Here is a 24,576-nt window from a genome sequence, read left to right on the forward strand (position 1 = left end):
AATATAGTAGGACGTCCTAGTAATTCCCACTCCGCGTCGCGTCCTCGGGGTGCCCCTCCTCGGGAGGGGCGACCTCGCCGTGGCGGGCGAGCGCGACCGCGCCGGCGACCGCGAGGACGAACCCGGCGCCGGCGACGAGCCCCCACCCGGGCCGCGGCTGGTCGCCGAGCAGCAGCAGCCCCACCAGGGCCGGCGCCACGGTCTCGCCGACGACCAGGGGGGCGGTGGCCTGGGTGACGCTGCCGCGCTGGAGGGCGATGGAGTAGGTGAGCAGCGCGACCACCCCGGCGACGGCGAGGGCGTAGGTGGCCGGACTCCTCAGCAGCGGGCCGACCTCGTCGAGCAGGTGCTGGGGCGAGAGGTCGCCCGGCAGCATCCGCGAGGCGACCGCCGTCGCCCCGAACGCGAGCCCCGCGACGGTGCCCAGCGCCCGGGCCCCGGACGCCCCGGGGAGCCGGGCCAGCGGGATGGCCGCCACGGCCAGGAGCACGGCCGCCCCGAGGACGCCCCACTGCTCGGCGTCGCTGACATCGACGCTGCGGTCCTCGGTGGCGGAGAGCCCGACCAGCACCAGGCCGCCGACCACCACGGCGATCCCGATCCGGTCGGAGCGGCTCAGCGGCATCCGCAGGAAGAGGGCGCCCAGGACGGCCGTGACGGCCAGGAAGCTGGCCACCACCGACTGCACCACGAAGAGCGGCAGGCTGCGGACCGCGACCAGGCTTAGGAGGAACCCCAGGCCGTCGAGGCCGACGCCGCCGAGGTAGGTCCCGGAGCGGAGCAGGCGGGTCAGGAGCCGCGGGTCGAGGCCCTGCACCCGGTCGGCCCGGCGGGCCGCGACCGCCTCGAGCAGGGAGCTGACGCCGTAGCACAGCGCCGCCCCCGCTGCCGCCAGCAACCCGAGAAGCATCCACCCAGGCTAGACGTGCGCGGAGGGGTCCTCGTGCGCGTCGGGCACACTGGTGTGATGCCGAGCACCAGCCGGCACGACCGAGTTCTCTCGTGGAGCGCTCTGCTCGACGGCTGGTTCTACGCGCTCTCGTGCGTGACGGGGCTCTGGTTCGCCTTCGTGCTGCTGCGCGACGGGGTCCGTCCCGGCTGGCCGACGCTGCTGCTGGTCGTCTTCTGGCTGTTCCTCAGCTACCTGGTCCTGCCGCGCCTGCACCGGATCCTCACCTCGATCTACCTGCCCGGCTACTTCGTCGGGCGCACCCGCACCAGCGACGGGCTGCTGGGTGACCCGGTGAACCTCGGCTTCCTGGGGGACGCCGCCCAGGTCCACGGCGCGATGATGCGCGCCGGCTGGACGCTGGCCGACGAGCTCGACGTGCGCAGCGCCTGGGGCATCGTCCGCGGCGTGCTTCGGGGGCGCAGCTACGTCGGCGCCCCGGTGAGCCCGCTGCACCTCTTCGACCGCAAGCAGGACTTCGCCTACGAGCAGGAGGTCGCGGGCAGCCCCACGCGGCGCCACCACATCAGGTTCTGGCGGTGCCCGGACGGGTGGCTGCTGCCGGGGGGCTTCCGGGCCGACTGGCTGGGCGCGGCGACCTTCGACCGGCGCGTGGGCCTGTCGCTGTTCACCCTCCAGTTCACCCATCGCATCGAGGAGGACACCGACGTCGAGCGCGACTTCGTCGTCGCCCGGGTGTGCGCGGCGGTGCCCGGGGTGCGCGTCGGCGTGATCGAGAAGTTCTCCTCCGGCTACCACCACCGCAACGGCGGCGGCGACCGGATCCGCACCGACGGCGACCTGCCGATCCTGGACCTGCGCGCCACGTCTCCCGGCCCCGGCGCCGCCGTGGCGACCAGCACTCCGGCGCAGACCGCCGCGGCGACGCTCCTGGCGCGGGTGAGGAGCGCCCCCGAGACGGTGCTCGTCGGCGGCGGGATCGCGCTCGCCCGCGCGACGACGTACGGCGTGGGCGCGACGCTGTACGCCGTGCAGGAGCGCGTGACCCCGCTCGTGGTGGCGGTCATCGCGCTCGCCGTGTGCGAGGCGACGCTGGCACTGACCGTGCTGGCGGGGCACAACTGGGCGCGGCTGCTGCTGACCGCGGGCTGCTCGGTGACCGCCGTGGTCTCCATGGTCGGCTCCGTCGTGGGCCACACGCCGCCGGTGGGAATCGGCCAGCTCCTCACGGCTGGCGGCAGCATCCTGGTGCTGATGGCGCTCTCGAGCCAGCAGGCACGCGAGTACGCGACGGGCCGGGCGTACGGCGCGGCCTCGGGCGCGGCCCCGTTGGAGACGAATCCGGCGCCGGCGCCCTCGCCCGGCGAGACCCGGCCGGAGGTGCGGCGATGACGCCCCGACCCAGGCCGCTGCGGCCGGCCGCCCTGGGCGTCGGCGCCGGCCTGCTCTACTCGAACTTCGTGCTCGACTGGGTACGCCGAGGCCCCGAGAGCCTGTCCCACGCGGTGAGCGAGCTGGCGGCTCCGGGCGAGCCGCTCGCCTGGGTCTACCGCGGCGGCGAGGTCGCCAGCGCGGCGCTGGTGCTGCCGCTGCTGCCCTCGGTGCGCGCCGCACTGCCGCCCGGCCCGGGGCGTGAGGTCGTCACCGCCGCCACCGCCCTCTTCGCGCTGGCAGCCACGGTGGCGGCCGTCGTGCCCACCCCGTGCGGGCCGGGTGAAGGCCACGAGAAGGTCGACCGGCGACCCCGCAGCGACCTGCACGACCGCGCCAGCATCGCCGCCGATGCGGCGCTCTACACCGGCGTGGTGGCGACCTGGGCGAGCACGCGCCGCCGCGGCCCCCGGTGGCTCCACCGCGCGGCCCGCCGGGTCGCGTGGGTGGGGGCGGGCACCAGCGCGGCGTACCTCCGCGCGCGCCCCTCCGCGGACCTGCGCCTCGTGGCGGGTGTCAGCCAGCGGCTCGACATCGTCACGGTGAGCGCCTGGCTGTGCTGCCTCGGCGTCCTCGCAGCAAGGGCCGTCCCACGAGAGGCGCCCCATGAGGCCGTGCCGGCTGTCTCCCACCTCGTGACAGGACGACGCACATGAGCGACCCGAGCACCGAGCGGCGCCCGCGCCTGCACCTGCCCACCGACGACCGGTGGCCGGACCGCTTCGCGGGCACGATGTTCCTCTTCGGCACGCTGGTCGCCGTCGTCTCGGTGGTGCCGCCGTGGCACCGCTACTTCGAGCGCTCGACCGACCCGCTCTCTCTGCTGACGATCCCGGTCGTCCCGAGCCTGGTGTACGCCGCGCTGCTCCTGGTCACCGGCGTCGCGCTGCGCCGCCGGCTGCTCGCGGCGTGGTGGGTGGTGCTGCTGTGGTGGCTGGGCCTGCCTCAGGTCGGTCGCGTGCTCTCGATCGTCGAGGGGAAGGACGTGGCGCTCTCGGCCGTCGGGCTGGTGCTCGTCGCCGCGGTGATGGTCCTGGCGGTGCGCGTGCGGCACCAGTTCGTGGCCCGCCGCGCGCCGGGCAGCGTCTGGACGGCGCTCGTGCTGTTCGTCCTCGGTGGGGTGGCGACCCTGCTGGTGGGGGGCGGCCTCGTCGGCGCCTTCGGCAGCTCCACGAGCTACTCGGCTTCGCTCGACTACGTCCTCGACGCGATCCTGTTCGACCTCGGCCGGATCAGTCCCGAGCCGTCGGTCGCCGCGCCGTGGTGGGTCCGGCTGGTCATCGGGGTGCTCGGCGCCGTCGTGGTGCTCGGTGCCGCGCTGGTCCTGTTCCGGCCCTCTCGTGACACCCGCACCCTCTCGGTCGCCGACGAGGCGCGGGTGCGGGCACTGCTGCGTGACTTCGGGGACCACGACTCGCTCGGCTACTTCGCGACCAGGCGCGACAAGGCGGTGGTGTGGGACACCGGCGAGCCCGCCACCGCGCGGGCGGGCGTCTCCTACCGCACGGTCGGCTCGGTGAGCCTGGCCAGCGGCAACCCGGTCGGCGACCCGGCGCACTGGCCCGACGCGATCGGCCGGTGGCGCGAGCAGGCCCGGGCGAACGGCTGGTCGCTGGCGGTCATGGGGGCCGGCCACGAAGGCGCGGTGGCCTACGCCGACGCCGGCCTCTCGCTGCTCGACCTCGGCGACGAGGCGATCGTCGACATGGCCGACTTCTCGCTCAACGGGCCGGGGATGAAGTCGGTGCGCCAGTCCGTCTCCCGCCTCCACCGCCGCGGCTACACCACCCGCGTGGCGCGCCACGCGACGCTGACCGAGGCCGACTTCGCCGCCCTGGACACCGCCGCCGAGTCGTGGCGGGGGGACGGCGGCGACGAGCGCGGCTTCTCGATGGCGCTCGGCCGGCTCGCGGACCCGCTGGACGGGGCCTGCATGCTGGTGGCGGCGTACGACGCCGAGGGGGGCCTGCGCGGCTTCCTGAGCTTCGTCCCCTGGGGCCGCACCGGACTCTCGCTGGACCTGATGCGCCGCGACCCGACGTCCGACAACGGGCTGGTGGAGCTGATGATCGCCAGCCTGGCCGACCAGGCGGCGACGTTCGGGATCGGGCCGGTCTCGCTGAACTTCGCGATGTTCCGCGAGGCGTTCGAGCGTGGGGCCGAGATCGGCGCCGGCCCGGTCGCCCGGCTCTGGCGCCAGGGCCTGCTGGTGGCCAGCCGGACCTGGCAGCTGGAGTCGCTCTACCGCTCGAACGCCAAGTACCTCCCGCGCTGGCAGCCGCGCTACCTGGGCTTCGAGTTCACCTCCGACCTGCCCCGGGTCGGCATGGCGGCCGGCAACGCCGAGGGCTTCCTCACCGCGCCCTCGATCGCGCTGCTGCGCCGCAAGGCCAAGGCCGAGGAAGGGTTGGAGACCGGCGGCCCCGACCACGCCGCGGCGGTGCTGGCGCTCATCCCGCCCGCGCCCGACGTCGTCGCCGAAGCGATCTCTCCCGACCACCTGCCAGACCAGATGCGGGTCCGTCGCGCCAAGCTGGACCGGATCCGCGCTCGTGGGATCGACCCGTACCCCGTCACCGCGCCCCGGACCCACACGCTGGCCGAGGTGCGTGCCCTGGTGGCCCCCGACCTCCCGCCCGGCACCGAGACCCCGGCCACGGTCAGCGTGGTCGGCCGGGTCCTGCTCAAGCGGGACCTGGGCCGACTGGGCTTCGCCACGTTGCGCGACGGCAGCGGGGACCTGCAGGTGATGGTGGACGCCACACACGTGTCGGCCTCCGACCTGGACTTCTGGCGGCACTCGATCGACCTTGGCGACCACGTGAGCGTCACCGGGCGGGTCATCACGACCGAGAAGGGGGAGCTCTCAGTGCGGGCCGAGTCGGTGCTGCTCGCCAGCAAGGCGCTGCGCCCGCTGCCCGACAAGCACCGGGGCCTCACCGACCCCGAGGCCCGGGTCCGGATGCGCTACGTCGACCTGATCGTGCGTCCCGAGTCGCGCGCGATCGCCTACCAGCGCGCGGCGGCCGTCCGCAGCGTGCGGGACTCGCTGCAGGCGCGCGGCTTCACCGAGGTCGAGACCCCGGTCCTGCAGACCGTGCACGGGGGCGCCAACGCCCGGCCCTTCGAGACCCACATCAACGCCTACGACATGGACCTCTACCTGCGGATCGCGACCGAGCTGCACCTCAAGCGGCTGCTGGTCGGCGGGATGGAGAAGGTCTTCGAGGTGGGGCGGCAGTTCCGCAACGAGGGCGCCGACTTCAAGCACAACCCGGAGTTCACCTCGCTGGAGGTCTACGAGACCTACGGCGACTACGACACCATGCGGGTGCTGACACAGGAGCTCATCCAGGAGGCGGCCATCGCGGTCCACGGCGCGCCGGTCGCCCGCCGGGCGGACGCCGAGGGCCGGGTCGTCGAGTTCGACCTGTCGGGGCAGTGGCCGGTGAAGACCATCTGCCAGGCGGTCTCGGAGGCGCTGGGCGAGGAGATCAGCACCGAGACCCCGCTGCCCACGCTGCTCGCCTACGCCGAGAAGATCGGCCTCGAGCTGGACCTCGACCCGTCGTGGGGCTTCGTGCTCGAGGAGATCTACGGCGAGCTGTGCGAGAGCCGGACCACCACGCCGGTCTTCTACACCGACTTCCCCAAGGAGAACGCGCCGCTGACCCGCCCGCACCGGCGCCAGCCCCGGCTCACCGAGAAGTGGGACCTGGTCATGTTCGGCGCCGAGCAGGGGACGGCGTACTCGGAGCTGATCGACCCCGTGGACCAGCGCGAGCGGCTGGTCGCCCAGTCCCTGCTGGCGGCCGCCGGTGACGCCGAGGCGATGCAGGTGGACGAGGACTTCCTCCAGGCCCTGGAGTACGGCATGCCGCCGACCGGGGGCATGGGCCTGGGCATCGACCGGCTGGTCATGAACCTCACCGGGCTCAGCATCCGCGACACCATCCTCTTCCCGCTGGTCCGGCCGCAGCGCTGAGCCGGATCGGGCTCAGGAGCGCGGGCAGGGCACCGCCAGCTCCGTCTCTTGGGGTCGCCCGCGCAGCAGCGCGCTGCCCTGGCGGCTCCACTGCGCCCCCTCCTGGGCGGCCTCCTCGCCCGCCGCCTCGACGGTGGCCCAGGTGGCGAGCAGCCGTCCGTCGACGCCCTTGGCGAGGTCGGTCAGGCGGGCGGCGGAGTTCACCGCGTCGCCGATGACGGTGTACTCGAACCGCTCGCGGTGTCCGACGTTGCCGGCGACGACCTCCCCCGTCGCGACGCCGATCCCGGCCCCGATCTCCGGCACCTCGGCCGCCAGCCGGGCCGCCATCGCGCGCGCCGAGGCCAGTGCGGCGCCGGCGTGGTCGTCCAGCTCGACCGGCGCGCCGAAGATCGCGAGCACCGCGTCGCCGATGAACTTGTTGACGAGCCCGCCGTGGCGGTCGACCTCGTCCACGACGACGCCGAAGAAGCGGTTGAGCACCTGCACGACCTCGGCGGGCGAGTGTTCGGTGGCGTACGTCGTGGAGCCGACCAGGTCGACGAAGACCACGGTCACCACCCGGGTCTCGCCGCCCAGCTCGACCTCGCCGTTCGCTGCGGCGTCCGCGACCTCGCGACCGACGTGTCGGCCGAACATGTCGCGCAGGTGCTCGCGCTCGCGCAGTCCGTGGACCATCTCGTTGAAGCCGGCCTGCAGCAGCCCGAGCTCGGTGCCGTCGTAGACCGGCACCTCGCGGTCGAGGTCGCCGCGCTCGACGTCGAGCAGGGCGTCGCGCACGGACAGGATCGGGGCGACGACCGAGCGCGCGTTGAGCACCGTGAGGAAGAACCCGAAGACCAGGATGACGCCGGCCAGCACGAGCGCCGTCACCGCCAGGCGGGTCAACGACGTGGCGTCGTCGGTGAGCGCGACCACGGCCGCGACGACCAGCCCCACCACCGGGGCGCCGGTGCCGAGCCACCAGAAGAGCACCATCCGGCCCCCGACCCCCGCGCCCCGAGGGCGGCGCCGGCTCAGCGACGCGCCGGCGAGGGCCCGGGCGGCCAGGGGGCGCAGGGTGAACTCCGTCAGCAGGTAGGCCACCCCGCACGACACCAGCCCCGCGATGCCCACGGTCAGGCCGGTGCTCAGCGCCCTGCTGGGCTGCAGGAGCAGGGACAGTCCGGTGAACAGCACGGTGGCCACCAGCCACATGAGTGCCTGCATCAGCGTCAGCCGCAGCGGCACGCGCAGCGCCTTGCGGCGGTCCTCGTAGTCGGGGGTGCTGTCGGTGGTGGCCCACCGCAGGGCCCGCAGCGTCGTCGCCGTACCGACCGCCGCGCCGACCAGCACCGCCGCCGCGACGTAGACAGGCACGGCGATCGCCAGCGACACCACCGTCGCGCGGGTGGGCTCGGGGGCGGGGACCACGAAGTAGGAGATCACGAAGACCAGCGCCGCGCCGACGAGGTTGGTGGTGACCAGCAGGGCGGTCAGCAGGACCTGCACCCGGATCCGCAGCGCCCGGGCGGACTGGTCGGCCGCTCCCAGGAGCCGCGAGCCGAACGGGTTGCGCCGGCGGGCGTCGGTGCGGCGCAGCGGCATGGGGCGGAGCCTAGTGCCGCCGCGGGCCGGGATGTCGTGGTCCCGGCAAGGCCACGCATACTGGTCGGCGTCATGTCCGGCCACCCACTGCGCAGCGCCCTGCTCCTCCTGGTGGCGCTGGGGACCGTGGGCGCCGGCGGGTACGCCGTCCAGCAGTCCCTGTACGCCGGTCGCGAGCCGCTCGACCTGACCCCGGGCGCCGTACTCGACGAGGCGCCGCCGCCGGCCACGGCCCCAGCGGCTCCGGCGAGCACGGTGCCGCTGATCGATGCGGCCTGGGTGAGCGCCACGGCGGCCCGTGCCGGGATCCCCGAGCCGGCCGTCCTCGCCTACGCGCGCGCCACCGTCCGCATCGATGCCGACTGCGGGCTCGGCTGGACGACCCTGGCCGGCATCGGCTGGGTCGAGTCGCAGCACGGCGCCATCGGGGGCCGGCGGCTGCGGGCGGACGGCACCTCCTCCCGCAAGATCCTCGGTCCGGCGCTCGACGGTGACGGCGGGTTCGCCGCGATCCCGGCGACCGCCGAGTCGACGCAGTGGCACGGCGACCCCGACTGGGACCACGCCGTCGGGCCGCTGCAGTTCATCCCGTCGACCTGGGACGACTGGGCCTCCGACGGCGACGGCGACGGTCGGACCGATCCGAATGACATCGACGACGCGGCCTACGCCGCCGCCCGCTACCTGTGCCACGACGACGCCGACCTCACCACCGGCACCGGCTGGGCCAGCGGCGTCTTCTCCTACAACCACGCCCAGGCCTACGTCGACTCCGTCTACGCCGCGGCCACCTCCTACGCCTCCCGCACCAGCTGACCCGTCACCAACTCACGCAAATCCCCGCTGACCCGTCACAAACTTTCTGACGGGTCAGCGGGGATTCGGTGCAGTTGGTGACGGGTCGGTGTCAGGCGGGGACGCGCTCGGCCGCAGCCGTCTCCCGCTCGAGGGCGCGGGCGAGGCGCTCCTGGCGGACGGCCCACACGATGCCGCTGACCCAGAGCACCGCGATGGTCGCGGCGACGAGGACGACCGTGGTGGTGTCGGCGCCGAGCGTCTCCACGATGGTCTTGGAGTTGGTGAGCACGATCAGGCCGCCCGCCGCGACGCCGAGGACGCGGGCGGCGAGCTTCTTGACCAGCCAGGCCGCGATCGGGGCGGCGATGACGCCGCCGGCCAGCAGGGCCAGCGCGTAGGACCAGGGGATGTCCTCGGAGGCCAGCGCGAACAGGAAGCCCAGCGATCCGCCCACGGCCACCACGAACTCCGAGGTGTCGATGGAGCCGACGACCTTGCGCGGCTCGAGCCGGCCGGAAGAGAGCAGCGTCGTGGTCCCGACCGGGCCCCAGCCGCCGCCGCCGATGGCGTCCAGCGCGCCGCCGACCAGGCCCATGGGGGCCAGCATGCGGGCCGACGGCCGGCTCTTGAACGTGGGCCGTCGGCCGCCGAGGACCAGGAAGCGCCAGATGACGTAGAGACCCAGGCAGAGCAGGATCCCGGCGACCCACGGCTTCGCGGCGTCGCCGTCGAGGTTGGACAGGAGCGTCGCGCCGGCGAAGGCGCCGACGAAGCCGGGCACGGCCAGGATCGAGACGGTGCGCCAGTCGACGTTGCCGAGCTTGTGGTGGGAGAAGCCGGAGACCAGGGAGGTCCCGATCTCGGAGAAGTGGACGGCGGCGGAGGCGGAGGCCGGAGCGAGGCCCGCCGCGAGCAGCAGCGTCGAGGAGGTGACGCCGTACGCCATCCCCAGCGAGCCGTCGATGAGCTGGGCCAGGAGTCCGACGAACCCGAGGACGATGAGCTTGCGCATGCGGTGCACCTTCCGGCTGTTCGGACCCTGCACCGGGCCCGACGTAGTCGACTGTGATCCAGTAATGGACTGAATTACTAGAGATTATGCAGTGACGCGACTCGATCGTCCAGTCCCGGCGTGCCGGCCGCAGGCCAGGGACTAGAACCTGTTCTTGTTCCTTGGTTGGATGAGCGCGTGACCACCAAGCGCACGGGGACCTTCACCGCCGACGAGATCACCGAGGCGTACGCCGCCATGCACGCCCGCGTGCAGGAGCACACGCGCACCGGCGACTGGGGCGACTTCGCGCTGAGCTTCACCGAGGACGCCGAGTACGTCGAGCACGCCTACGGCACCTTCCGCGGCCGCGACGCGATCCGGTCGTGGTCGGTGGCCACGATGACGTCGTTCCCGGGCGGCGTGATGACCGCCTTCCCGCTGGCATGGCAGGTCGTCGACGTCGCGACCTCGCGTCTGCTCTGCGAGGTGCGCAACCTGATGCCCGACCCGGGCGACGGCTCGCACCACGAGGCCTCCAACCTGACGATCATGACCTACGCCGGCGACGGCCTGTTCTGCCGCGAGGAGGACGTCTACAACCCGCTGCGCTTCCTACGGATGACCCTGCGCTGGGCCGAGGTCGCCGAGGCTCACGGCACCCTGTCGGAGCAGGGCCGCTCGTACGTCGCGACGTACGGCTGATCCCGAGCACGACGCGGATCGGGGCATCCCGGACGCCGCGTTGGCCGCGTCTGGGATGCTCAGTGCATGAGAACGGCGGCGAAGCGGATCGGGCTGGAGACGGTCGGCTGGGTGTTGGTCGTGGCCGGCATCGCCGCGCTGGTGCTGCCGGGCCCCGGCCTGCTCATGGTCTTCGGTGGTCTGGCGATCCTCTCCCAGCAGTACGAGTGGGCCGAGCGGCGCCTCGCGCCGATCAAGTTCCGCGCGCTCAAGGGCGCCGCGGAGAGCGTGGAGACCCTCCCGCGGATCGTCATCTCGATCATCGGAGTCCTGGTCCTGCTCGCCGCCGGCGGGCTGTGGATCGCGAGCCCGCCCTCCCCCGAGTGGTGGCCGCTGAGCGACACCTGGTGGCTGCCGGGCGGCTTGGCCACCGCGGTCACCCAGATCGCGTCGGCGTTCATCGCGATGGGGCTCATCGTCTACAGCTACCGCCGCTTCCACGGCGACCCCGACGCCGTCGCCCGGCTCGAGGAGGACCTGGAGCGAGCCGATGCCGACGCCCGGTGGAGCGAAGACTGACCCGGCTACCAGGGCGCTGAGACAATGGTCGTATGACGACCAGGCTCAGGTTGCCGCCGGGCGTGCGTGCCATCGACCGGCTGATGAAGGCCAACAAGATCTTCTCGATCGAGCGCATGGACCAGCGCGCGCTGGAGCGTGCCCAGACGGCGGTCATCCCCGACGCCGGCCTCGGTGCGATCCTCGCCGGCCTGATCATCGGGCGCGCGCGGGCGGGGGTCACGATCGCCACCAGCTCGTTCCCGGCCGAGCACGGCGAGGTGCCCTTGCGGATCTACACCCCCGACGCCCCCGGCGGTCCCCGCCCGGTGGTGGTGAACTTCCACGGTGGCGGGTTCGCGCTCGGCAGCTCGCGGCAGGGCGACTGGATCTGCTCGACCGTCGCCGCCGACCTGGACGCCGTCGTGGTGTCCGTCGACTACCGGCTCGCGCCCACCCACCGCTTCCCGGCCGCCGTCGAGGACTGCTACGACGCCCTGGTGTGGACCGCCGCGCACGCCGACGAGCTGGGCGGCGACCCCGAGCGGATCGGGCTCATGGGCGACAGTGCCGGCGGAAACCTGGCCGCCGTCGTGGCGATCATGGCCCGAGACGAGGGCGGGCCGCGGGTCCTGCACCAGAGCCTGATCTACCCCGCGACCGACCTCACCGAAGGGCTGCGCGAGCACGAGTCGTACCTCGCCAACACGCGCGGCATCGTCCTGAGCAACGCCGACCTGGAGATCTTCCGCGGGTTCTACCTCACCGAGGACGACGACCCCTCCGACTGGCGCCTCTCGCCGCTGCACTCCGAGGACCTCTCCGGACTGCCCCCGGCCGTCGTGGTGGTCGCGGGGCTGGACCCGCTGCACGACGCCGGAGTCCGCTACGCCGAGGCGCTCGTGGCGGCCGGGGTGCCCGCCCGGGTGGAGGACTTCCACGTGATGCCGCACGGCTTCCTCGGCTTTCCGTACTTCAGCCGCGGGGCGAAGCCGGCCATGGCCGCGATCGTCGCCTCCCAGCGTGAGGCGCTGGCGCGGTGAGCCTCAGCCGGTAGCGCCGAACTGCTCCACCCGGATCGTGTCGGCGCGGACCCCGACCTCGCCGAGCAGCCGGGTGGCGAAGGACGCGAAGCCGACCGAGCCGCAGACGTAGGCCCGCTCCACGCCCTCGGCGAGGGGCGCGACCTCCTCGGGGTACGGCGGGGCGGCCACCCGGTCGCCGAGGTTCTCACGGGTCAGCGCGACGAACGCGCCCGCCTCCAGCAGCTCGGCGGCGTAGGGGAGTTCGGCCAGGGTGCGCCCCACGGCGACCACCCGGAGCCGGTCGGCGAGTCCCTGGGCCCGCGCATGGCGCAGCATCGCGACGACCGGCACCACGCCGGTGCCGCCGACGACGCACAACGCGGTCGCCTCGCCGGCCCACGTGAACCAGCCGCCGATCGGGCCGCGCAGCTCGAAGACGTCGCCCACCTCCGCCACGTCGTGCAGGTGCCCGGAGACCTCGCCGCCGGGCAGGCACTCGACCATCAGCTCCAGGAGCGGGTCGCCGGGCGCGGACGCCACCGAGTACGAGCGCTGCGCGGTGTAGCCGTCGGGCGCCCGCAGCCGCAGCACGTAGTGCTGGCCGGGGAGGTGGTCGATCCGGTCCGCCACCTCCAGGCGCAGTCGGACCAGCCGGTCGCCGATCCGCTCGAGCTCGACGACCGCGCCCGTCGTCCAGTGGCCCACCGGCGCGGGGCCGGTGGGCAGGGGAGCGGTGCTCACGGGTCGCCCTGGTAGCGCTGCTCCAGCCACGGGTCGCCCCGGTCGTGGTAGCCGTTCTGCTCCCAGAAGCCCGGCCGGTCGTGGGTCATCAGCTCCAGCCGGTCGACCCACTTGGCGGACTTCCAGAAGTACAGGTGCGGCACGAGCAACCGCACCGGCCCGCCGTGCTCGGCGGCCAGCGGGCGACCGTCGTACTCCCAGACCAGCCACGCCCTGCCGCCGGTGACGTCGGCGAGCGGCAGGTTGGTGGTGTAGCCGGTCGAGGAGTGGGCCATGACGTAGCCCGCCTCCGGCGTCGGGCCCGTGATGTCCAGCAGGGTGTCGACACTGGCGCCGGTGAAGGTGGTGTCGAGCATCGACCAGGTGGTGACGCAGTGGATGTCGCCGAAGTACGACGAGCCGGGCAGCGCGTGGGCCTCGCGCCAGCTCCACGTGTGCGGGCGCTCCACGGCGCCGTCGACGGTGATCGTCCAGTCCGCGGCCGCGATCACCGGCTGGGCCTCCGCGGTGAGCACCGGCCAGTCGCGCCCGGTGTCGTACTGACCGGGCGGCAGCCGCTCCGGTCGCCCGCGCCGGTTGCCGCCTCCGAAGCCGCGTGTCACTGGCATGGGCCCAGACTGCCAGGTCCCGGCAGCCGCGGTGGGATCAGTCGGGGATGGCGGCGGGAGTGCCGGTGCGGAACAGCGTGGAGATGTAGAGGACGACCGGGGTCGTGCCGCGGTTGGCGGCGTGGTGGGTCATGTTCGGCTGCTCGACGATCCACTGGCCGGCGCGCAGGCGCGCGGTCTGGCCGGCCCTGACCTGCCGTACGACCCGGGGGTCGTCGGACGGACCGGTGCGCACGGCGGTCGACGAGGTCTCGACCGTGTAGGTCAGGACCCCGGACTCGACGTAGGAGATCTGGGTGCCGGGGTGGTGGTGGCTGGCGAGCTCGGCGCCCGGCATGACGGTGACCCGGTTGAGCCCCAGGGTGCGGTCGGCCGCGCCGCGCGGTGCCCGGTCCTCGGCGAGCAGCTCGCGTACGACGACGACCGGGGCGGCGGCCCGGGCTGCTGCGCCGGTCTGGTTGGCCTGGTCGGCGGAGGCGCTCCAGCCGACGCCCACCCCGGAGGCGACGAGGGCGACCGCGGCGGCGGGGACGAGCAGGGTCCTGGTGAGGGTCATGCGTCGCAACCTAGCGCCGTACGGCGCTCGGTCGTGGCGCTTCGCACGGATCGCTCAGGCGCGCAGGCCCGCCTCGATCTCGGCGAGCGCGGTGGCCAGTGCGACGGTCGGCCGCCAGCCCCAGGCACGGGCGCGTTCGGTGGCGATGTGGCCGGTCCAGGCCGGGGCGTCGTCCCAGACCGGGTCCACGCCGACGGCACGGGTGACGGTCTCGTAGTACTCGCGCTGCTGCGCGGGCTCTGCGGCGACGTTGACGGCCGTGAAGCCGCCCGCGACCGGCCCGGCCTCCGGGTCGGCGGCCGTGGCGACCGCGCCCGTGGCGAGGTCGGCGGCGAAGGCGGCGAGGTCGTCGACGTGCACCCACGACAGGGTCGCCTCGGGCACGGTGCGGCGCGCCCGCTCATCGCTGCGGATCGCCGCCGGGCGCTTGGTGTTCCAGGTCGAGGTCTCCCCGGCGCCGAAGACCTGCGGGGGCCGCAGGACGACCCGGGTGATCCCCTCGATGCCGGCCAGGGCGGCGTCCGCGTCGCGCTTGGTCAGCGGGTACGCCCCGGCGGTGTCCGGGACCAGCGGTGCGGACTCGTCGACGACGAAGTCGCCGGGCGAGCGGTCGTAGACGGCGGCGGTCGAGACGTGCACGAAGAGCTCGACGCCGGCGTCGGCGGCGGCCCGCGCGAGCGTCGCGGTCCCCTCGACCCCGATCCGCCGCTGGGTCTCGAGGTCACTGCCCATCGGGTGCACGGTGGAGATGACCGCGGCCGCGCCCTCGACCACCGAGGCCGCGAAGGCCGGCTCGTCGAACTCGCCGACCCACTCCTCCACCCCGGCCCGCTCCGGCGCCGCACTCGCGCGCCGTACGACGGCCCGGACGGTGGCACCGCGCTCGACGAGGGCCGCGACCACGCGGGACCCGACCAGGCCGTTGGCTCCAGTGACGACGACGGGCGCGCTGCTGGGTGTGGTCATGCTCCCACCTTGGCAGGGCGGTGGCTGGCCCCGCCGCGCTCGTCGCAGTGGCTAGGAGGAGCCGGGTCAGCGCCGCTTGCGCAGGGTGACCGACGTCGTCACGGAGCGGGCGGCGCCGCCGTTGGGACGGTAGGTGACCGTGACCCGCACGGTGACGCGTCCCTTGCGCAGCAGGGTGCGGCGAGCCGCGCCTCGGGCGACGACGGGTAGCGAGAGCGTGCGGGCTCTCGCGGAGTCCAGGGAGACCGGCGCGACGCCGCGGCCGGCGAGGGTCGTCGTACCCACGCCCGGGACGGTGGCCGGGAGCACGGCGGTACCCGCGGCACGGTTGCCCCTGGCGGCGCCCAGGCGCAGCGTGTTGGGCGGCGCACGGAGCCCGAACCGGACGTCGTCGACCGCCTCGTTGGCGGCGGATCCGTTGGCCATGATCTGGACGTGGTCGATGAGCCGGTCCGCGGTGATCCCCACGAACCGCATCGCGCTCAGCGCCGGGCAGTCGACGGTCAGCTGCGTCGCCGCACTGAGGTCGACGTAGCTCACCGTGACGACACAGGTCCCGCCCGCGAGGGTGCCGAGCCGGAACCCCACGGTGTCCACCGGGCTGGTGAAGTCGAGAACCAGCTCGTCGTCGGTGGCGTTGGCCAGCACGGCCGTCGAGGAGAGGCTCTGGTAGCCCGCCGCCCCGAGGGCCATGGTGAAGTTGGCGCCATCGCCGTCGACGACGCGGTAGCGCACCCCGGGGGTGAGCGTCCCGGCCGCGTAGCACTCGTCCGTGGTCGCCGAGGAGAGGACGTCGGTGCCGCAGTCCTTGACCCCGGAGGCGACCTTGGAGCCCTCGAAGTCCTCGCGCGCCAGGGTCGGATAGGCCAGCAGGAAGGTGTGCTCCGCCGCGGCGATGCTCGCCGTCCCCGCGCGGGCCGGCGCGGCGGGCGCGGCGAGCGCCGTACCGACGGCGAGCAGCATGGCGAGGACGGGTCGGGTGAGGCGGGATCGGGGCATGGCGCTCTCCTGGGCCGGGTCCCGCTGCCCTGAGGGTGGCCTCGGGTCTCATCACGCTGCCACCCGCGGGCGCCGTGCGCCATGGCCCCGATGGGTCATCCGGGGACGGTCGCGGTCGCCGAGCGCCGTACTTGTCGGGTGTTCCTGTCGCTTGTCAGGTGTTGCAACCCCTGACAAGCGCAGGGATACCCGGTCAGCCGGGTATCCATCCACCCCGCCGCCCGACCCCCGTCGGCGCGCCGCACTAGGGTCGGCGACGATGACGCTCCACCTGCACCGCGCGCCGCGCACCGACGAGCTCGCCGACGCGCTCGGCGGGCTGCTGGCCGCGCCGCTGCCCGACCCGTTCGCGCAGGAGGTCGTGGTGGTGCCGGCGAAGGGCGTGGAGCGGTGGCTGACGCAGCGCCTCAGCCATCGTCTCGGGGCCGGGCCCCGCGGCGGTGACGGCGTCTGCGCCGGGGTGCGGTTCCTCAACCCGCGCTCGCTGGTGAGCCTGCTGCTCGACCGGGAGCGCGACGACCTGTGGGACCCCGACCGCCTGGTCTGGCCGCTGCTGGCCACGATCGACGACAGCCTCGACCAGCCCTGGTGCGCCACTCTCGCCGCCCACCTCGGACACGGTCTCGACGGCGACGAGGTGCTGCTGCGACGCAACCGCCGCTACTCGGTGGCCCGCCGGCTCGCCGGCCTCTTCGCGTCGTACGCCGTCCAGCGGCCCACGCTCGTCACCGACTGGCGCGAGGGCCGCGACACCGACGGGGCCGGCGGCCCGCTCCCGAGCGACCTCGCCTGGCAGGCGCACCTGTGGCGCGCGCTGCTCGAGCGCACCGGCGTCGAGCCGCCCGACCTCCGCCACGCGCGGGCGCTCGGCCTGCTGCGCGCCGGCGGCGACGGGCTCGACCTGCCCGCCCGGCTGAGCCTCTTCGGCCACACCCGGCTGCCGGTGACCGAGGTGGCGCTGCTCGGCGCGCTGGGCGAGCACCGCGACGTCCACCTTTGGCTGCCCCAGCCCTCGCCCGTGCTCTGGGACGCGCTCGCGGGGGCGGGCGGGGTGACCGCGCGCGACGACGACACCTCGGCCGAGCTCGTGGGTCACCCGCTGCTGGCCTCGCTGGGCCGCGACACCCGTGAGCTGCACCGCACGCTCGCCGAGGTCGACACCGAGGACCACCCGATCGCCACGAGCGCGCGGGCGCCGACCACGCTGCTCGCTCATCTGCAGCACGACCTGCGCGCCAACCACGCGCCGACGCCGGCCGAGCGTGCCCACCGCAGCCACGACCCCGCCGACCGCAGCCTGCAGGTGCACTCCTGCCACGGCGCGGCGCGCCAGGTCGACGTGCTGCGCGAGGTGCTGGTCGGGCTGCTCGCCGACGACCCGACGCTCGAGCCGCGCGACATCCTCGTGATGTGCCCCGACATCGAGACCTACGCGCCGCTGATCTCGGCCGGGTTCGGGCTGGCCGACGTGGTCGACGACGGGGACGGCGGCGGACACCCGGCCCACCGGCTCCGGGTCCGGCTGGCCGACCGCGCGCTCACCAGCACCAACCCGCTCCTGGCGGTCGCCGCCACCCTGGTGGACCTGGCCGACGGCCGGATGCGCGCCTCGGAGGTGCTCGACCTGGCCAGCACTCCGGCGGTGCGGGTGCGGTTCGGGTTCAGCGACGACGACCTGGACCGGATCACCCGCTGGGTCGGCCAGGCCGGCATCCGCTGGGGCCTGGACGCCGAGCAGCGCGGGCGCTTCGCCATGCAGGGCTTCGCCCACAACACCTGGCGCGCCGGGCTCGACCGGGTGCTGCTCGGCGTCGCCATGAGCGGTGACGACCACCGTCACCTCGGCCGCGGGCTGCCGGTCGACGACGTCGGCAGCGGCGACATCGACCTCGTCGGCCGCCTCACCGAGATGGTCGACCGGCTCGCCGCCTGCGTCACGGAGCTCGGACGGGCCACGGACGTCGACACCTGGATGCGGGTGCTCGCCGACGGCGTGCGCGGGCTCACCGACGTCGACGACGACGACGGCTGGCAGGTGCCGCAGCTGGAGCGGGAGCTGGCCCGCGCCGCCGCGTCCAGCGATGAGGGGCGTGCCGTGGCGCTGCGCCTGGCCGACGTACGCGCGCTGCTGCAGTCGCGCCTGGGTGGGCGGCCCACGCGCGCCAACTTCCGCACCGGCACGCTCACCGTCTGCACGATGGTGCCGATGCGCTCGGTGCCCCACCGGGTCGTCTGCCTGGTCGGGCTCGACGACGGCGTCTTCCCGCGGGTCACCGTCGACGACGGCGACGACGCCCTGGCCCGTCGGCCGCTCACCGGCGAGCGCGACGCGCGCAGCGAGGACCGCCAGCTGCTGCTCGACGCGCTGCTCGCCGCCACCGAGACCGTCGTCATCACCTACTCCGGCGCCAACGAGCACTCCGGCGCCGAGCGCCCGCCCGCCGTCCCCCTCGGCGAGATCCTCGACGCCGCCGACCGTACGACGTCCGCGCCCGTCCGCGACCGGATCCTCAGGGTCCACCCGCTGCAGCCCTACGACCCGCGCAACCTCCAGCCCGGGGGCCTGGCCGTCGGCGACGACGCCCGTCCGTTCAGCTTCGACCGGGCCGCCCTGGGCGGTGCCCGGGCGCTGGTCACCGAGCGCCGGCCGGTGCCGCCGCTGCTCGACGCCCCCCTCGCCGAGCGGCCGGCCGAGGACGTGTCGCTGGCCGACCTCAAGGCCTTCTTCACCCATCCCGTGCGCTCCTTCCTGCGCCAGCGCCTGGAGATCTCGACGCCGCTGGAGCCCGACGAGCTCAGCGACGCGATCCCGGTCGAGCTCGACAACCTCGAGCTCTGGCAGGTCGGCGACCACCTCCTGCGGGAGGTGCTGGCCGGCCAGGACCCGACCGCCGTCATGACCGCCGAGCAGCTGCGCGGCACCCTTCCGCCCGGTGTGCTCGGCTCGGGCGAGCTGCGGAAGGTCGTCGAGGAGTCCCAGAAGCTGTTCACCCGCACCGCCGACCTGCGCGCCGGCACGCTCCGCTCCGTCGACGTCGACGTGGAGCTCGGCGGCGGCCGGCGGCTGTCCGGCACGGTGTCGGGCGTCTACGGCGCCAAGCTGGTCTCCCTGGGCTACTCCCGCCTCAAGCCCCGCCAGCGGCTGCTCTCCTGGATCGACCTGCTGGCGCTGAGCGCCGCGCGCCCCGACGAGAGCTACACCGCCCACGCCGTCGGCCGCGAGCGGGCCGGGCCGCGCCGAGCCCTCGCCGGACCGCTCGACCACCGGGCGGCCGAGCATCTGCGCACCCTCGTCGCGCTGCGCGACCTCGGCCTGCGCTCCCCGCTGCCGCTGCCCATCGCCACCGGCGCCGCCTGGGCCGAGGGTCATGCCCGTCAGCTCCAGGGCGACGACGTCGCGCCGGAGTCGCTGGCGCGCAGGTCGTGGGAGACCGACCCCCACAACTCCTTCGGCATCGAGGGCGAGGACGCCGACCCGCACCACGTGCGCACCTACGGCCGCGACGCGCCGCTGGAGGTGCTGCTCGAGGCCGGCCTGGCGACCTACGCCTGGCAGGTCTGGGAGCCGCTCCTCACCGGTGGCGAGAGGGTGGGGCCGCTGTGAGCGAGCAGCTGGCGCCGTTCCACATCACCGCGGACCTGCCGGGGGTCGGCACCACGCTGCTCGAGGCCAGCGCCGGCACCGGCAAGACCTGGACGATCGGCGCCCTGGTCACCCGCTACGTCGCCGAGGGGGTCGCCGGACTGGACGAGATGCTCGTCGTGACCTTCGGTCGCGCCGCCAGCCAGGAGCTGCGCGAGCGCGTGCGGGCCCAGCTCGTCGAGGCCGAGCTAGCCCTCGACGGCGACCCCGCGGTCGACCCGTCGAGCTCCGACCTGCTCCGGCTGATCCTCGACTGCGACGACGCCGAGCGCGCGCGGCGCCACCAGCGCGTCGTCGACGCCCTGGTCGGCTTCGACGCCGCGACCATCGCCACCACCCACCAGTTCTGCTCGATGGTGCTGAGCTCGCTCGGCGTCGCCGGCGACACCGACGCCCGCGCCCGCCTGGTGGAGGACCTCGACGACGTGGTGTCCGAGGTCGTCGACGACCTGTACCTGCGAGCCTTCGCGTTCTCCGAGGACCGTCCGGCCTTCACCCACACCGAGGCGATGGCGATCGCGCGCGCGGTCGTGCGGGACCCGCAGGCCCACCTCGAGCCCGCTGCCGACGACCGCGCCACCCCCGCCGGTCGGCGCGTCTCGTTCGCGCTTAAGGTGCGCGAGGAGCTCGAGGTGCGCAAGCGGCGGCTCGGCGTCCTCTCCTACGACGACCTGCTCGAGCAGCTGGCCCAGGCGCTCGAGCCGGCCGGCTCTCCCGCCCGCGTGCGCATGCGGGAGCGCTGGCGGGTCGTGCTGGTCGACGAGTTCCAGGACACCGACCCGGTCCAGTGGCAGGTCCTCGACCGCGCGTTCACCGGCGTCGCCACGATGGTGCTGATCGGCGACCCCAAGCAGGCGATCTACGCGTTCCGCGGCGGCGACGTCACGACGTACCTCGCCGCGGCCGCGACCGCTACCGCCCGGCAGACGCTCGGGGTCAACCGCCGCACCGACGCCGGCCTGCTGACCGCGTCCCAGCGGCTGCTGCTCGGTGCCGAGCTCGGCGACGACCGGATCGTGGTGCGCCCGGTCGAGGCCCACCACGACGAGAGCCGGCTGGCCGGCGCGCCCTCGTCCTCCCCGTTCCGGCTGCGCGTCGTGCGCCGCGACACCTTCGGGCGCGGCGCCAACGCCACGCTCGCGGTCGCCGACGTCCGGCCGCACATCGCCCGCGACCTGGCCCTCGACGTACGCCGCCTGCTCGCCGCCGGAGCCACCTTCGAGGGCCGCCGGCTCGAGCCCGCGGACGTCGCGGTCATCTGCTACCGCCATGCCGACCTGGCCGAGTCCCAGCGGGCGCTGCACGCGGCCGGCGTCCCGGCCGTGATCGCCGGCGGCGGCAGCGTCTTCGCGACGCCGGCCGCCGTGGAGTGGCTGACCCTCCTGGAGGCGCTCGAGCAGCCGCACCGCTCGCCGCGGGTGCGCGCCGCCGCGCTCACCTGCTTCCTGGGCCGCACCGCCGCCGAGCTCGACCGGGGCGGGGACACCCTCACCGACGAGCTCAGCGAGATCCTGCGCGGCTGGGTGGAGCTGGTCCCGCGCCGTGGCATCGCCGCGGTCATGGAGGCCGCCTACGCCGGGGGGCTGCCCGCGCGCGTGCTCGCCGAGGTCGGCGGCGAGCGGCGGCTCACCGACCTGCGCCACCTCGGCGAGGCCCTGCACGAGGTCGCCACCACCGAGCGCCTCGGCGTGGTCTCGCTGCTGGCCTGGCTCCGGGCGCGGGTGGCCGAGGGCCGTGCGGGTCGGGGACAGGAGCGCACCCGTCGCCTGGACTCCGACGCCGCGGCCGTGCAGCTGGTGACGATCCACGCGAGCAAGGGCCTGGAGTACCCCGTCGTCTACCTGCCCTCCCTGGCCGACCGGTTCGTGCCCAAGCCCACCCGGCCGCTGTTCCACGACCCCGACGGCCGGCGCTGCCTCGACGTCGGGGCCGGTGGCTCCGGGTGGAGCGAGCACGTGCGCCGCTGGGCCGACGAGGAGGCCGGCGAGTGGCTCCGGCTGCTCTACGTCGCCCTCACCCGCGCGCAGTCGCAGGTCGTGTGCTGGTGGGCGCCGACCAAGAACGCCGTCGCGTCGCCGCTGCACCGGCTGCTGATGCGCGACCCGGGCGCCGACCTCGGAGCCGGGCTGGTGCCGGAGGCGCCGCCGGTGCCGTCCGACGAGGCCGTCGTCGGGCTGTTCTCGGCGTGGCGGGACCGCGGTGGGCCGGTGCCGGAGGCCGCCCTGCACGCCGACCCCGGACCCGACCCGGTGCTTCCGGCACTCGGCGACCTGGCCGTGCGCACGTTCGACCGCGAGGTCGACACCGAGTGGCGGCGCACGTCGTACTCCGCGCTGAGCCACGTCGAGGCGGCGCCGGCGGCGGGCGTGGCCAGCGAGCCCGAGGTGGCGGCCAAGGACGACGAGGACGTCGAGGCCCTCCCGGAGGCCGCCGCGGGGGCGGGGAGCGGGGTGCCGTCGCCGATGGCGGGTCTGCCGGTCGGTGCGACGTTCGGGTCGTTGGTGCACGGCGTACTGGAGCACCTCGACCCCGACGCGCCGGACCTGCGCGCGGAGATCCTCGAGCACCTCGACGAGCAGCTCGTGTGGTGGCCCGTCGAGCTCGACCGCGACGAGCTCGCCGACGCCCTCGTCGCGGTGTGCGACTCGCCGCTCGGGCCCCTGGCCGGCGGCGCGACGCTGCGGCGGATCCCGCTGCGCGACCGGCTGCGCGAGCTCGACTTCGAGCTGCCGCTGTCCGGGGGAGACCTCGCGGCGCAGGGCGAGCGGGGGGCCCGGCTCGCCGACCTCGCCCCGCTGCTGCTGCGCCACCTGCCCGAGGGTGACCCGGTGCGCGGTTACGCCGCAGCGCTGGAGGTCCCGGCCCTGGGGGAGCAGTCGTTGCGCGGCTACCTGACGGGCTCCGTCGACGTCGTGCTCCGGCTCGGCGACGCCGAGGACCCGCGCTACCTGATCGTCGACTACAAGACCAACTGGCTCGGGCCCCGCGACCTCCCGCTGACCGCCCACTCCTACCGGCCCGAGGCGCTCGACGCCGCGATGGCGCACTCCGACTACCCCCTGCAGGCCCTGCTGTACGCCGCCGTGCTGCACCGCTTCCTGCGCTGGCGCCAGCCCGGTTACGACCCGCAGCGCCATCTCGGCGGTGTCCTCTACCTCTACCTGCGCGGCATGTGCGGCCCCGACACCCCGCTGGTCGACGGCGAGCCGTGCGGGATCTTCAGCTGGCGCCCGCCGGTCGCCCTGGTCGAGGAGCTGTCCGACCTGCTCGACGGCGTCGTCGCCCCGGGGGCGAGGCCATGACCGAGCTCTTCGAGCCCGCCCCCTACGACCGGCGCCTCGCGCTCGCCGCGACCGGGCTGCTGGCCTCCTTCAACGTGGCCGGGGTCCTGGAGGCCGGCGACGTGCACGTCGCGCGGCGCGTCGGCGACCTCGGCGGCGAGTCCGACGAGCGGGTGCTGCTCGCCGTCGCCCTGGCCGTACGCGCCGTGCGCTCCGGCTCCGTCTGCGTCGACCTCACCACCGTCGCCGCCCTGGCCCCCGAGCTCCCCTGGCCGACGGCCCAGGACTGGACGGCGGCGGTGGCTGCCTCGCCGCTGGTGGCCGCCGGCGCGCTCCGGCTCGAGGAGGCGCTGGTCTACCTCGACCGCTACCACCGCCTGGAGACCCAGGTCGGCGAGGACCTGCTCGCCCGCGTCGCCGCGAGCGCCCCGCCGGTGGCGGAGGAGGCCCTGGCGTCCGCGCTCGCGCGCGTCCGGGGCGAGCACCTCAGCGCTGCCCAGGAGGCCGCGTCCGTGGCCGCGGTCCGGCAGTGGACGACCGTCCTCACCGGCGGCCCCGGCACCGGCAAGACCACCACCGTGGCCAGGATGCTGGTGCTCCTCGCCGACCAGGCCGCCGCTCTGGGCGAGCGCTTCTCGGTGGCGCTCGCCGCCCCCACCGGCAAGGCCGCGACGCGGCTGCAGGAGGCGGTGCTCGGCGAGCTCGCCTTGCTGGACCCGCAGGACCGCGAGCGCGTCGGTCGCCCCGAGGCGATGACGCTGCACCGGCTGCTGGGCTGGCGCCCCGACAACGCCACGCGCTTCCGCCATGACCGCGGCAACCGGCTGAAGTACGACGTGGTCGTGGTCGACGAGTGCTCGATGGTCGAGCTCACGATGATGGGCCGGCTGCTGGAGGCGGTGCGCCCGCAGGCCCGGCTGGTCCTGGTGGGCGACCCGCGCCAGCTCACCTCGGTCGGGGCCGGCGCGGTGCTGGCCGACGTGGTCCGCGGCTTCGAGGGCCACCCCGCCTCGCCGGTCGTGTCCCTGACCGAGAACTACCGCTCCACCGAGGACATCAAGGACCTCGCCGAGGCGCTGCGCGGGGGCGACGCCGACGAGGTGCTCGCCACCTTGCGCCGTACGAGCGAGGAGGTGGAGTTCGTCGAGACCGACGAGCCGGCGGAGGCGCTGCGCGGCGACGCGCTCGATGCGGCCCTGGAGATCCGCGCCGCCGCGGAGGCCGGCGACCACGAGCGGGCGCTGGCGGCGCTCGACCGCCACCGCCTGCTGTGCGCGCACCGCGAGGGCCCCTACGGCGTCCGCCACTGGAACCGCACCGTCGAGCGCTGGGTCGCCGAGGAGACCGGGCAGCCGATCTACACCGCCTGGTACGTCGGGCGCCCGGTGCTGGTGACGACCAACGACTACGCGCTGGGCGTCTACAACGGCGAGACCGGCGTGGCGGTGGCGCAGCCCGACGGGCGGCTGCGGGTGTGGGTCGCGGGGTCGGAGTCGGTGCGCGACCTGGCCCCGGGGCGACTCGAGGCGATCGAGACCATGCACGCGATGACGATCCACAAGAGCCAGGGCAGCCAGGCCGAGCGGGTCACGGTGCTGCTCCCCGAGGCCGGGTCGCGGCTGCTGACGCGCGAGCTCTTCTACACCGCGGTGACCCGGGCCCAGCGGCAGGTGCGGGTGGTCGGCACGGAGGCCGCCGTACGCGCCGCGGTCGAGACGCAGGCACAGCGCGCCACGGGGCTGCGTCAGCGACTCCTCGCGGCGCGCTCCGCGGACTGAGAAACCGAAACCGCACCGCAACACCGGCGGGTTAG

Annotated in this window: 18 protein-coding genes; 10 read left to right on the forward strand and 8 right to left on the reverse strand. The window is 74.6% G+C overall.

Features of this window, described 5'->3' with window-relative positions:
* Positions 1-16 precede the first annotated feature (16 nt).
* Positions 17-910 carry a hypothetical protein gene (locus LQ940_RS01090; protein ID WP_231241018.1) on the reverse strand — a complete coding sequence of 298 codons (894 nt, stop codon included), beginning with the start codon at positions 908-910 and terminating at the stop codon, positions 17-19.
* A gap of 57 nt (positions 911-967) precedes the next feature.
* On the opposite strand from LQ940_RS01090, the gene LQ940_RS01095 reads away from it, so the two are divergent.
* From LQ940_RS01095 to lysX, 3 genes are read left to right on the forward strand one after another with little or no spacing between them, the layout of a single operon-like run.
* Complete coding sequence (locus LQ940_RS01095) at positions 968-2,302, forward strand: LssY C-terminal domain-containing protein (RefSeq protein ID WP_231241017.1); 1,335 nt, start codon at positions 968-970, stop codon at positions 2,300-2,302.
* Positions 2,299-2,997, forward strand: coding sequence for a DUF998 domain-containing protein (locus LQ940_RS01100; protein WP_231241016.1), 699 nt, complete (start codon positions 2,299-2,301; stop codon positions 2,995-2,997). The genes LQ940_RS01095 and LQ940_RS01100 overlap by 4 nt, the downstream gene beginning before the upstream one ends.
* Positions 2,994-6,326 carry a bifunctional lysylphosphatidylglycerol synthetase/lysine--tRNA ligase LysX gene (lysX, locus tag LQ940_RS01105; protein WP_231241015.1) on the forward strand — a complete coding sequence of 1,111 codons (3,333 nt, stop codon included), beginning with the start codon at positions 2,994-2,996 and terminating at the stop codon, positions 6,324-6,326. The genes LQ940_RS01100 and lysX overlap by 4 nt, the downstream gene beginning before the upstream one ends.
* 12 nt (positions 6,327-6,338) lie before the next feature.
* Here lysX and LQ940_RS01110 read toward each other — a convergent pair whose 3' ends face one another.
* A complete protein-coding gene (locus LQ940_RS01110; RefSeq protein WP_231241014.1) occupies positions 6,339-7,913 on the reverse strand; it encodes an adenylate/guanylate cyclase domain-containing protein in 1,575 nt (524 codons plus the stop codon).
* A 72-nt stretch (positions 7,914-7,985) separates the two neighbouring features.
* Between LQ940_RS01110 and LQ940_RS01115 the strand changes: the two genes are divergently transcribed.
* Positions 7,986-8,729, forward strand: coding sequence for a lytic murein transglycosylase (locus LQ940_RS01115; RefSeq protein WP_231241013.1), 744 nt, complete (start codon positions 7,986-7,988; stop codon positions 8,727-8,729).
* A 91-nt stretch (positions 8,730-8,820) separates the two neighbouring features.
* Here LQ940_RS01115 and LQ940_RS01120 read toward each other — a convergent pair whose 3' ends face one another.
* Positions 8,821-9,723: a sulfite exporter TauE/SafE family protein gene (locus tag LQ940_RS01120; protein ID WP_231241012.1), complete on the reverse strand. Its 903-nt coding sequence runs from the start codon at positions 9,721-9,723 to the stop codon at positions 8,821-8,823.
* A gap of 177 nt (positions 9,724-9,900) precedes the next feature.
* Here LQ940_RS01120 and LQ940_RS01125 point away from each other — a divergent pair, with 177 nt between their 5' ends.
* The 3 genes from LQ940_RS01125 to LQ940_RS01135 all read left to right on the forward strand — a co-directional run bounded on the left by LQ940_RS01125 (position 9,901) and on the right by LQ940_RS01135 (position 11,987).
* Positions 9,901-10,407, forward strand: a complete 507-nt coding sequence (locus tag LQ940_RS01125; protein WP_231241011.1) for a nuclear transport factor 2 family protein — start codon at positions 9,901-9,903, stop codon at positions 10,405-10,407.
* A 66-nt stretch (positions 10,408-10,473) separates the two neighbouring features.
* A complete protein-coding gene (locus tag LQ940_RS01130) occupies positions 10,474-10,965 on the forward strand; it encodes a PGPGW domain-containing protein (protein ID WP_231241010.1) in 492 nt (163 codons plus the stop codon).
* A gap of 32 nt (positions 10,966-10,997) precedes the next feature.
* Positions 10,998-11,987 (forward strand): alpha/beta hydrolase, encoded by a 990-nt coding sequence (locus LQ940_RS01135; RefSeq protein ID WP_231241009.1) that lies wholly within the window; start codon positions 10,998-11,000, stop codon positions 11,985-11,987.
* Between the two features lie 3 nt (positions 11,988-11,990).
* On the opposite strand, the gene LQ940_RS01140 is transcribed toward LQ940_RS01135, so the two are convergent.
* The 5 genes from LQ940_RS01140 to LQ940_RS01160 form a co-directional block, all read right to left on the reverse strand.
* A complete protein-coding gene (locus LQ940_RS01140) occupies positions 11,991-12,710 on the reverse strand; it encodes an FAD-binding oxidoreductase (protein WP_231241008.1) in 720 nt (239 codons plus the stop codon).
* The gene (locus LQ940_RS01145; protein ID WP_231241007.1) at positions 12,707-13,318 is read right to left on the reverse strand and encodes a sulfite oxidase-like oxidoreductase; all 612 of its coding nucleotides are present in this window, start codon (positions 13,316-13,318) and stop codon (positions 12,707-12,709) included. The genes LQ940_RS01140 and LQ940_RS01145 overlap by 4 nt, the downstream gene beginning before the upstream one ends.
* Before the next feature lie 37 nt (positions 13,319-13,355).
* Positions 13,356-13,874, reverse strand: coding sequence for a cupin domain-containing protein (locus LQ940_RS01150; RefSeq protein ID WP_231241006.1), 519 nt, complete (start codon positions 13,872-13,874; stop codon positions 13,356-13,358).
* Between the two features lie 54 nt (positions 13,875-13,928).
* Positions 13,929-14,840 carry an NAD-dependent epimerase/dehydratase family protein gene (locus tag LQ940_RS01155; RefSeq protein ID WP_231241005.1) on the reverse strand — a complete coding sequence of 304 codons (912 nt, stop codon included), beginning with the start codon at positions 14,838-14,840 and terminating at the stop codon, positions 13,929-13,931.
* A gap of 66 nt (positions 14,841-14,906) precedes the next feature.
* Positions 14,907-15,839: a hypothetical protein gene (locus LQ940_RS01160; RefSeq protein ID WP_231241004.1), complete on the reverse strand. Its 933-nt coding sequence runs from the start codon at positions 15,837-15,839 to the stop codon at positions 14,907-14,909.
* A gap of 259 nt (positions 15,840-16,098) precedes the next feature.
* Here LQ940_RS01160 and recC point away from each other — a divergent pair, with 259 nt between their 5' ends.
* Genes recC through recD form a run of 3 tightly spaced genes read left to right on the forward strand, consistent with a single transcriptional unit; the run spans position 16,099 to position 24,541 of the window.
* Positions 16,099-19,443, forward strand: coding sequence for an exodeoxyribonuclease V subunit gamma (gene recC / locus LQ940_RS01165; protein WP_231241003.1), 3,345 nt, complete (start codon positions 16,099-16,101; stop codon positions 19,441-19,443).
* A complete protein-coding gene (locus LQ940_RS01170) occupies positions 19,440-22,784 on the forward strand; it encodes a UvrD-helicase domain-containing protein (RefSeq protein ID WP_231241002.1) in 3,345 nt (1,114 codons plus the stop codon). The genes recC and LQ940_RS01170 overlap by 4 nt, the downstream gene beginning before the upstream one ends.
* Positions 22,781-24,541: an exodeoxyribonuclease V subunit alpha gene (gene recD, locus LQ940_RS01175; RefSeq protein WP_231241001.1), complete on the forward strand. Its 1,761-nt coding sequence runs from the start codon at positions 22,781-22,783 to the stop codon at positions 24,539-24,541. The genes LQ940_RS01170 and recD overlap by 4 nt, the downstream gene beginning before the upstream one ends.
* The last annotated feature ends 35 nt before the right edge of the window (positions 24,542-24,576 follow it).

The sequence above is a fragment of the Nocardioides sp. cx-173 genome (assembly GCF_021117365.1).
GTDB lineage: Bacteria > Actinomycetota > Actinomycetes > Propionibacteriales > Nocardioidaceae > Nocardioides.

Excerpts from the sequence above, each read along its gene's own strand:
- LQ940_RS01095 (WP_231241017.1), top strand. The coding sequence starts at position 968 with ATGCCGAGCACCAGCCGGCACGACCGAGTTCTCTCGTGGAGCGCTCTG.
- recC (WP_231241003.1), top strand. The coding sequence starts at position 16,099 with ATGACGCTCCACCTGCACCGCGCGCCGCGCACCGACGAGCTCGCCGAC.
- LQ940_RS01100 (WP_231241016.1), top strand. The coding sequence starts at position 2,299 with ATGACGCCCCGACCCAGGCCGCTGCGGCCGGCCGCCCTGGGCGTCGGC.
- LQ940_RS01160 (WP_231241004.1), bottom strand. The coding sequence starts at position 15,839 with ATGCCCCGATCCCGCCTCACCCGACCCGTCCTCGCCATGCTGCTCGCC.
- LQ940_RS01115 (WP_231241013.1), top strand. The coding sequence starts at position 7,986 with ATGTCCGGCCACCCACTGCGCAGCGCCCTGCTCCTCCTGGTGGCGCTG.
- LQ940_RS01135 (WP_231241009.1), top strand. The coding sequence starts at position 10,998 with ATGACGACCAGGCTCAGGTTGCCGCCGGGCGTGCGTGCCATCGACCGG.
- LQ940_RS01090 (WP_231241018.1), bottom strand. The coding sequence starts at position 910 with ATGCTTCTCGGGTTGCTGGCGGCAGCGGGGGCGGCGCTGTGCTACGGC.
- LQ940_RS01150 (WP_231241006.1), bottom strand. The coding sequence starts at position 13,874 with ATGACCCTCACCAGGACCCTGCTCGTCCCCGCCGCCGCGGTCGCCCTC.
- LQ940_RS01145 (WP_231241007.1), bottom strand. The coding sequence starts at position 13,318 with ATGCCAGTGACACGCGGCTTCGGAGGCGGCAACCGGCGCGGGCGACCG.
- LQ940_RS01120 (WP_231241012.1), bottom strand. The coding sequence starts at position 9,723 with ATGCGCAAGCTCATCGTCCTCGGGTTCGTCGGACTCCTGGCCCAGCTC.
- LQ940_RS01110 (WP_231241014.1), bottom strand. The coding sequence starts at position 7,913 with ATGCCGCTGCGCCGCACCGACGCCCGCCGGCGCAACCCGTTCGGCTCG.
- LQ940_RS01130 (WP_231241010.1), top strand. The coding sequence starts at position 10,474 with ATGAGAACGGCGGCGAAGCGGATCGGGCTGGAGACGGTCGGCTGGGTG.
- lysX (WP_231241015.1), top strand. The coding sequence starts at position 2,994 with ATGAGCGACCCGAGCACCGAGCGGCGCCCGCGCCTGCACCTGCCCACC.
- recD (WP_231241001.1), top strand. The coding sequence starts at position 22,781 with ATGACCGAGCTCTTCGAGCCCGCCCCCTACGACCGGCGCCTCGCGCTC.
- LQ940_RS01155 (WP_231241005.1), bottom strand. The coding sequence starts at position 14,840 with ATGACCACACCCAGCAGCGCGCCCGTCGTCGTCACTGGAGCCAACGGC.